Here is a 7,863-nt window from a genome sequence, read left to right as displayed (position 1 = left end):
CCCCGCGCCATCCACCCCGTGCCCCCGTTTTTGGGGGGCTCTGTGGGCGCTGATGCTCATACGCCCGCCCCCCCAATGTGCGGTCGGGGGTTTTGTCGGCGCCGCCCCCCACCTCCTCGGAGGCGCGGGCCGTCGCCCGTACCCAAACCCTGATCAAGGGCACGAACGGCATCGGCACCGTGCGCCGCACCACCCTCCCCGGCGGCCTGCGCATCGTCACCGAGACCCTGCCCTCCGTGCGCTCGGCCACCTTCGGCATCTGGGCGCACGTCGGCTCCCGCGACGAGACCCGCTCGCTGGGCGGTGCCACGCACTACCTGGAGCACCTGCTCTTCAAGGGCACCGAGCGCCGCTCCGCCCTGGACATCTCCGCCGCCCTCGACGCCGTCGGCGGCGAGATGAACGCGTTCACGGCCAAGGAGTACACGTGCTACTACGCACGCGTGCTCGACACCGATCTGCCGCTCGCGATCGACGTGGTCTGCGACATGCTCACCGGCTCGCTGATCCGTGAGGAGGACGTCGACGTCGAGCGCGGCGCGATCCTCGAAGAGATCGCCATGACCGAGGACGATCCCGGCGACTGCGTGCACGACCTGTTCGCGCACACCATGTTCGGCGACAAGCCCCTCGGCCGCCCGGTCCTCGGCACCGTCGACACCGTCAACGCCCTCACCGCCGATCGCATCCGCCGCTTCTACAAGAAGCACTACGACCCGACCCACCTCGTCGTCGCCTGCGCAGGCAACATCGACCACGCCAAGGTCGTACGCCAGGTCCGCGCCGCCTTCGAGAAGGCCGGCGCCCTCGGGAACGCCGCGGCCGTCCCCGTCGCCCCGCGCGACGGCCGACGCGGCCTGCGCCCCACGGGCCGCGTCGAACTGCAGAACAGGAGGACGGAACAGGCCCACGTCGTGCTCGGCATGCCCGGCCTGGCCCGCACCGACGACCGCCGCTGGGCCCTCGGCGTCCTCAACACCGCCCTCGGCGGCGGCATGTCCTCCCGCCTGTTCCAGGAGGTCCGCGAGAAGCGTGGCCTGGCCTACAGCGTGTACTCCTACACCTCGGGCTTCGCCGACTGCGGCCTCTTCGGCGTCTACGCCGGCTGCCGGCCCAGCCAGGTGCACGACGTGCTGCGGATCTGCCGCGACGAACTCGACCACGTCGCCGAGCACGGCCTGTCCGACGACGAGATCGGCCGCGCCATCGGCCAGCTCCAGGGCTCGACCGTCCTCGGCCTTGAGGACACGGGCGCGCTGATGAACCGCATCGGCAAGAGCGAGCTGTGCTGGGGTGAGCAGATCTCCGTCGACGACATGCTGGCCCGCATGGCCGCGGTGACCCCGGACGAGGTCCGCGAGGTCGCGCGGGACATCCTGGGACAGCGCCCGTCGCTGTCGGTCATCGGCCCGCTGAAGGACAAGCACGCCGCCCGTCTGCACGACGCGGTGGCCTGACCCCTCGGTCGCCCACCCCTCCGGTCAAAGGAAGCAAGAGATGAGCAAGCTGCGCGTGGCGGTCCTCGGTGCCAGAGGCCGCATCGGTTCCGAGGCCGTACGGGCCGTCGAGGCCGCCGAGGACATGGAGCTGGTCGCCGCCCTCGGCCGGGGCGACCGGCTGGAGGCCCTCGTCGAGAACGGGGCCCAGGTCGCCGTCGAACTGACCACCCCGGACTCGGTCATGGAAAACCTCGACTTCTGCGTACGCCACGGCATCCACGCCGTGGTCGGCACCACCGGCTGGACCGACGACCGCCTCGCGCAGCTGAGGGACCGGCTCGACCGGTCCCCGGAGACCGGCGTGCTCATCGCCCCGAACTTCTCCATCGGCGCCGTCCTCACCATGAGGTTCGCGCAGCTCGCCGCCCCCTACTTCGAGTCCGTCGAGGTCGTCGAGCTGCACCACCCCAACAAGGTCGACGCCCCCAGCGGCACGGCCACGCGCACCGCCCAGCTCATCGCCGAGGCCCGCGCCAAGGCCGGCACGGCCCCGGCGCCGGACGCCACCGAGACCGCGCTGGACGGCGCCCGCGGCGCCGACGTCGACGGCGTCCCCGTGCACGCCGTGCGCCTGCGCGGCCTCCTCGCCCACCAGGAGGTCCTGCTGGGCGCCGAGGGCGAGACGCTCACCATCCGCCACGACTCGCTCCACCACAGCAGCTTCATGCCGGGCATCCTGCTCGGCGCCCGCCGCGTGGTGACCACTCCCGGCCTGACCTTCGGCCTGGAGCACTTCCTCGACCTGAACTGAGCCCGAGCCCCATGCGCGCGAAGATCACCTACCTCGTCACGGCCGCCGTCCTGGTCTTCTACTTCGTCCTGGTCGGCAGCCGCGGCGTCCTGCTCATCGAGTCCGGCACGTTCGTGACGGTCACCTTCGGGGTGGCCGTGCTGATCCTGCCGGTGATCGGCCTGTGGTTCCTGTGGAAGAACACCCAGTTCGTCCGCCGGGCCAACGCCCTCGCCTCAGAACTCGACGCCGAGGGCGGCCTGCCCGTCGACGAACTCGAGCGCACGCCCAGCGGGCGCATCGACCGCGACTCGGCCGACGCGGTCTTCGCCCTGCGCAAGGCCGAGACGGAGGCCGCCCCCGACGACTGGCGTTCCTGGTTCCGCCTCGCCGTGGCCTACCACGACGCCCGCGACACCCCCCGCGCCCGCAAGGCGATGCAGCGCGCGATCGCCCTGCACGACGGCAAGCCCGTCCCCGTGGCCTGAGCGCGGCGCTCGCCGCCGTACGGTCGCAGCCCCGGGTCGCCCGCGCGACGCGCCGCCGCACACCGGACGGTGCCGGCACTGCGGGCTGCCGGCACTGCGGGCTTCCGGTACTGCGGGACTCGGCCCTATGCGCTCAGGGACGCGCCCGCCCGGAGCGGGGCCCAGATCAACGGGGCCGGGTATCGGGCCCCGCTCAGCGGGTCCCGTACTCGTCCGCCCACGCCTCCACCGTGTCCGCCGCCCGGTCGAACGCGGTCACACGGCCCAGGAAGTCGGCGCCGTGCGTGGTCAGCAGGGGCGGCACGTTCTCCTGGGGGCGCCCCCTGCGCACGAGCAGCAGCGCCTGGCCCTGCACAGTGCGCGGCAGCCCGAGCCAGCGGACCGGTTGCTGCACCGTGCGCACGCTGACGACCTGCGCCCACGGCGTCGTACGGGTGATCAGGAAGCCGGTGTGGCGCAGCCCGCGCGCACTGACCCACACACCCATGCGCAGCAGCCGCAGCGCCATGGCGATCACGACGACTCCCACGCCGAGACAGGCGGCGCCCGCGGACATCTCGCCGCTCAACGCGATCACGACCGCCGACAGCATCACGAAGGAGGCGACGAGCAGCACCAGCGCGGCCACGCCCACCCGCCAGGGGCCGGGTCGGTACGGGCGCCGCCAGCGCTCGCGGTCGTCGAACGGCAGCGCGACATCGTCCGCTGCGTCGAAGGCGCGGTCGGCCGTCAGGAAGGGCAGGGGCACGGCGGGTCCTCACTCAATCCACGCATGGGCTGTGCCCGGTGAGGCTATCCGGCTGTGTTCCCGCCCACCACCCGCGGGGGGCCAGGGGGGTGGCCGGGCCCCTCAGCCCCTCCTGCGTCAACGCCCTTCGTCAGTGCCCGTGCGAGGCCTGCTGGGTCTGGGTGGGGGAGTGAGTGATCGCCAGTGCGGGCATCCCCAGGATCAAGGAACCCACGAGTCCCGCGACGATGGTGAGGCCCAGCAGACAGCGCCCGGCTATCTGGGCCGCCGACGCCCGCCGCCGGGGCGGGGGAGTGACATTGCTGCGGAAGCGGTCGGCCTCGGCGACGAAGGCGAACGGGACGGGCTCACGCCGACGGAACATCGCGGGTACGGCTCCCTTCAGGGACGGTCCAGGTGGGGAAGTTCGGGGTCGAACGGGTGTGTCTCACACATACAGACGCATGAGTGTCCCGAAAGGTGCCCATTTCCGGAAATTGACTGGGGCGAATGCGGACGAGGGAGGCGGTGGCCGCCCACGTAGAGTGGGCGCCGCCCGTCAGACGTGAAGGAAGGGACCCCCCGCACCGTGACCGACACCCCCGCCGACGACCTGTTGCCCAGCTTCCGCAGCGATGTTCACGTCGAGCTGGTCAAGCACACCGCGTCGGACAACGACGTGCTCTTCGCGGCCCGCGTCTCGACCATCGGCGAGCAGTCCCTGGACGAGCTGGACAAGGACCCGGAGCGCTCCAGGGGCCTGATCAACTACCTGATGCGCGACCGGCACGGCAGTCCCTTCGAGCACAACTCGATGACCTTCCTCATCAGCGCCCCGATCTTCGTCTTCCGCGAGTTCATGCGGCACCGCGTGGGCTGGTCCTACAACGAGGAGTCCGGCCGCTACCGGGAGCTGCAGCCGGTCTTCTACGTCCCCGACGCCTCGCGCAAGCTGGTCCAGGAGGGCCGCCCCGGCAAGTACCGGTTCGTCGAGGGCACACAGGGCCAGCAGGAACTGGTCGGCCGGGTCATGGAGGACTCCTACCGCCAGGCGTACGAGGCCTACCAGGAGATGCTGGCCGCCGGCGTGGCCCGCGAGGTCGCCCGCGCCGTGCTCCCGGTGGGCCTGTTCTCCTCGATGTACGCCACGTGCAACGCCCGCTCGCTGATGCACTTCCTCGGCCTGCGCACCCAGCACGAGCTGGCCAAGGTGCCGTCCTTCCCGCAGCGCGAGATCGAGATGGTCGGTGAGCGGATGGAGGCCGAGTGGGCGAAGCTCATGCCCCTGACGTACGCCGCCTTCAACGCCAACGGCCGGGTCGCCCCGTAGCCCGTCCCGGCTGTGCGCGCCCCCCTCTTTCCGAGGGGGCGGCGCCAGGGACAGATGTACGGATCAGCCTTGCGAAGTGTCCGTATTGCGGCATTTCTGGAAGTTATCTAGCCTGATCGAACGGACCCGGCACTGCTTGAACCCCCGAGCAGGCAGTGCCGGGCTCCACCTTTGTCCCGAGTTGTCGCCCGCCCCGAGGGAAGACCCCGCCTTGAGCAGCGAGTAGCGTGTTACCCATGGCTCCGACCTCGACTCCGCAGACCCCCTTCGGGCGGGTCCTCACCGCCATGGTCACGCCCTTCACGGCGGACGGCGCACTCGACCTCGACGGCGCGCAGCGGCTCGCCGCCCACCTGGTGGACGCAGGCAACGACGGCCTGGTCGTCAACGGCACCACGGGCGAGTCCCCCACCACCAGCGATGCGGAGAAAACGGAGCTGGTACGCGCGGTCGTGGCGGCCGTCGGAGACCGGGCCCACGTGGTGGCCGGCGTCGGCACCAACGACACCCACCACAGCATCGAACTGGCCCGCGCCGCCGAGCAGGCCGGCGCGCACGGCCTGCTGACCGTCACGCCGTACTACAACAAGCCCCCGCAGGAGGGCCTGTACCGGCACTTCAAGGCCATCGCCGACGCGACCGGCCTGCCCGTCATGCTGTACGACATCCCCGGCCGCAGCGGCGTCCCGATCAACACGGAGACGATCGTCCGCCTCGCCGAGCACCCGAGGATCGTCGCCAACAAGGACGCCAAGGGCGACCTCGGCCGCGCGAGCTGGGCCATCGCCCACTCAGGTCTCGCCTGGTACTCCGGCGACGACATGCTGAACCTGCCGCTGCTCTCCGTCGGCGCGGTCGGCTTCGTCTCGGTCGTCGGCCACCTCGTCACCCCCGACCTGCGCGCCCTCATCGAGGCGTACACCTCCGGTGACGTCCAGAAGGCGACCGAGATCCACCAGAAGCTGCTGCCCGTCTACACCGGCATGTTCCGCACCCAGGGCGTGATGACCACCAAGGCCGCGCTCGCCCTCCAGCAACTGCCGGGCGGACCGCTGCGACTGCCCATGGTGGAGCTGGCGCCCGAGGAGACCGAACAGCTCAAGATCGATCTTGCCGCCGGCGGGGTACAGCTCTGACAACGAGACTTCGCGAGATCCCTCGCACCGCCCGGCTCCACCCGGAACCAGACCCGGGAACCGGGCACCACAACTGAACAAGCACCGAAACCGCAGGCACCGGTGCCTGCACCGACAACGACAACTGCTTCTGCACGAACGTCACGCGCGCCACGTGCCCACCGGTACGTGGCGCGTGTGGTGAGGAGGGTCTTTTGAGTCATCCGCATCCTGAACTCGCGCCGCCCCCGCCGCTCGCCGACGGAGGCCTCCGCGTCACCCCGCTCGGCGGCCTCGGGGAGATCGGCCGCAACATGACGGTCTTCGAGTACGGCGGACGCCTGCTGATCGTCGACTGCGGAGTGCTCTTCCCCGAGGAGGAGCAGCCCGGAATCGACCTGATCCTGCCGGACTTCTCGTCCATCCGGGACCGCCTCGACGACATCGAGGGCATCGTCCTCACGCACGGCCACGAGGATCACATCGGCGGTGTCCCCTACCTCCTGCGGGAGAAGCCGGACATCCCGCTGATCGGCTCCAAGCTGACCCTCGCGCTCATCGAGGCCAAGCTCCAGGAGCACCGCATCCGCCCCTACACGCTGGAGGTCGTGGAGGGGAACCGGGAGCGCATCGGTCCCTTCGACTGCGAGTTCGTCGCGGTCAACCACTCCATCCCGGACGCCCTGGCCGTCGCCATCCGCACGCCCGCCGGCATGGTGGTCCACACCGGCGACTTCAAGATGGACCAGCTCCCGCTGGACCGTCGGCTCACCGACCTGCATGCGTTCGCACGGCTGAGCGAAGAAGGCATCGACCTCCTCCTGGCGGACTCCACCAACGCCGAGGTGCCGGGATTCGTCCCGCCCGAGCGGGACATCTCCGGCGTGCTGCGCCAGGTCTTCGCCGGCGCCGGCAAGCGGATCATCGTGGCGAGCTTCGCCAGCCACGTCCACCGCATCCAGCAGATCCTGGACGCCGCCCACGAGTACGGCCGCCGCGTGGCCTTCGTCGGCCGCTCGATGGTCCGCAACATGGGCATCGCACGCGACCTCGGCTACCTCAAGGTCCCGCCGGGCCTGGTGGTGGACGTCCGCACGCTCGACGACCTGCCCGACCACGAGGTGGTCCTGGTCTGCACGGGCTCCCAGGGCGAACCGATGGCGGCCCTGTCCCGCATGGCCAACCGGGACCACCAGATCCGCATCGTCGAGGGCGACACGGTGATTCTGGCGTCGTCCCTGATCCCCGGCAACGAGAACGCGGTGTACCGGGTCATCAACGGCCTGACCCGCTGGGGCGCCAACGTCGTGCACAAGGGCAACGCCAAGGTGCACGTCTCGGGCCACGCCTCGGCCGGCGAACTGCTGTACTTCTACAACATCTGCCGCCCCAGGAACCTGATGCCGGTGCACGGCGAATGGCGCCATCTGCGCGCCAACGCCGAGCTGGGCGCGATGACCGGCGTCCCGCACGACCGGATCGTCATCGCCGAGGACGGCGTGACCGTCGACCTCGTCGAGGGCAAGGCCAAGATCTCCGGCAAGGTCCAGGCCGGCTACGTCTACGTCGACGGACTCTCCGTCGGCGACGTGGGCGAGCCCGCTCTGAAGGACCGCAAGATCCTCGGGGACGAGGGCATCATCTCGGTCTTCGTGGTGGTCGACTCCACCACCGGCAAGGTCACCGGCGGCCCGCACCTCCAGGCACGCGGCTCGGGCATCGACGACTCCGCCTTCGGCGCAGTCATCCCGAAGATCGCGGAGGTCCTGGAGAAGTCGGCCCAGGAGGGGATCGCCGACTCCCACCAGTTGCAGCAGCTCATCCGTCGCACGCTGGGCAAGTGGGTCTCGGACACCTACCGACGCCGGCCGATGATCCTGCCGGTCGTCGTGGAGGTCTGACGGGCCGTACGACTGTCCTACGGCAGCTCGTACGTGTGAACTGGTGGCGGGGCGCCTCGATTTGCATCGAGGC

The 7,863-nt window shown here is 70.5% G+C and carries 8 protein-coding genes; 6 read left to right on the top strand and 2 right to left on the bottom strand.

Going from position 1 to position 7,863, the window contains the following annotated elements; translation table 11 throughout:
* Positions 1-77 precede the first annotated feature (77 nt).
* From ACFC02_RS40530 to ACFC02_RS40520, 3 genes are read left to right on the top strand one after another with little or no spacing between them, the layout of a single operon-like run.
* Positions 78-1,457: a M16 family metallopeptidase gene (locus tag ACFC02_RS40530; RefSeq protein ID WP_376367715.1), complete on the top strand. Its 1,380-nt coding sequence runs from the start codon at positions 78-80 to the stop codon at positions 1,455-1,457.
* 40 nt (positions 1,458-1,497) lie between these two features.
* Positions 1,498-2,250, top strand: coding sequence for a 4-hydroxy-tetrahydrodipicolinate reductase (gene dapB, locus ACFC02_RS40525; RefSeq protein WP_376367713.1), 753 nt, complete (start codon positions 1,498-1,500; stop codon positions 2,248-2,250).
* An 11-nt stretch (positions 2,251-2,261) separates the two neighbouring features.
* The gene (locus ACFC02_RS40520; RefSeq protein ID WP_376367711.1) at positions 2,262-2,717 is read left to right on the top strand and encodes a hypothetical protein; all 456 of its coding nucleotides are present in this window, start codon (positions 2,262-2,264) and stop codon (positions 2,715-2,717) included.
* Positions 2,718-2,910: 193 nt separating this feature from the next.
* Here the strand turns inward: ACFC02_RS40520 and ACFC02_RS40515 are convergent, their stop codons facing one another.
* Positions 2,911-3,465, bottom strand: coding sequence for a phage holin family protein (locus ACFC02_RS40515; RefSeq protein ID WP_376367709.1), 555 nt, complete (start codon positions 3,463-3,465; stop codon positions 2,911-2,913).
* A gap of 130 nt (positions 3,466-3,595) precedes the next feature.
* Positions 3,596-3,829 (bottom strand): hypothetical protein, encoded by a 234-nt coding sequence (locus ACFC02_RS40510; RefSeq protein WP_376367707.1) that lies wholly within the window; start codon positions 3,827-3,829, stop codon positions 3,596-3,598.
* A 204-nt stretch (positions 3,830-4,033) separates the two neighbouring features.
* Between ACFC02_RS40510 and thyX the strand changes: the two genes are divergently transcribed.
* The 3 genes from thyX (at position 4,034) to ACFC02_RS40495 (ending at position 7,790) form a co-directional block, all read left to right on the top strand.
* A complete protein-coding gene (gene thyX, locus ACFC02_RS40505) occupies positions 4,034-4,774 on the top strand; it encodes an FAD-dependent thymidylate synthase (protein WP_376367705.1) in 741 nt (246 codons plus the stop codon).
* 236 nt (positions 4,775-5,010) lie between these two features.
* Positions 5,011-5,910, top strand: a complete 900-nt coding sequence (gene dapA / locus ACFC02_RS40500; protein ID WP_376367702.1) for a 4-hydroxy-tetrahydrodipicolinate synthase — start codon at positions 5,011-5,013, stop codon at positions 5,908-5,910.
* A 194-nt stretch (positions 5,911-6,104) separates the two neighbouring features.
* Positions 6,105-7,790, top strand: coding sequence for a ribonuclease J (locus tag ACFC02_RS40495; RefSeq protein ID WP_376367700.1), 1,686 nt, complete (start codon positions 6,105-6,107; stop codon positions 7,788-7,790).
* Positions 7,791-7,863 lie beyond the last annotated feature (73 nt).

It is taken from the genome of Streptomyces sp. NPDC056160 (assembly GCF_042268205.1).
Taxonomy (GTDB): domain Bacteria; phylum Actinomycetota; class Actinomycetes; order Streptomycetales; family Streptomycetaceae; genus Streptomyces.
The sequence above is the reverse complement of the archived record's forward strand: the minus strand, read 5'-3'. Positions and strand labels throughout refer to the sequence as shown.

Coding starts and splice junctions, on each gene's coding strand:
- dapA (WP_376367702.1), top strand. CDS start 5,011: ATGGCTCCGACCTCGACTCCGCAGACCCCCTTCGGGCGGGTCCTCACC.
- dapB (WP_376367713.1), top strand. CDS start 1,498: ATGAGCAAGCTGCGCGTGGCGGTCCTCGGTGCCAGAGGCCGCATCGGT.
- ACFC02_RS40510 (WP_376367707.1), bottom strand. CDS start 3,829: ATGTTCCGTCGGCGTGAGCCCGTCCCGTTCGCCTTCGTCGCCGAGGCC.
- ACFC02_RS40520 (WP_376367711.1), top strand. CDS start 2,262: ATGCGCGCGAAGATCACCTACCTCGTCACGGCCGCCGTCCTGGTCTTC.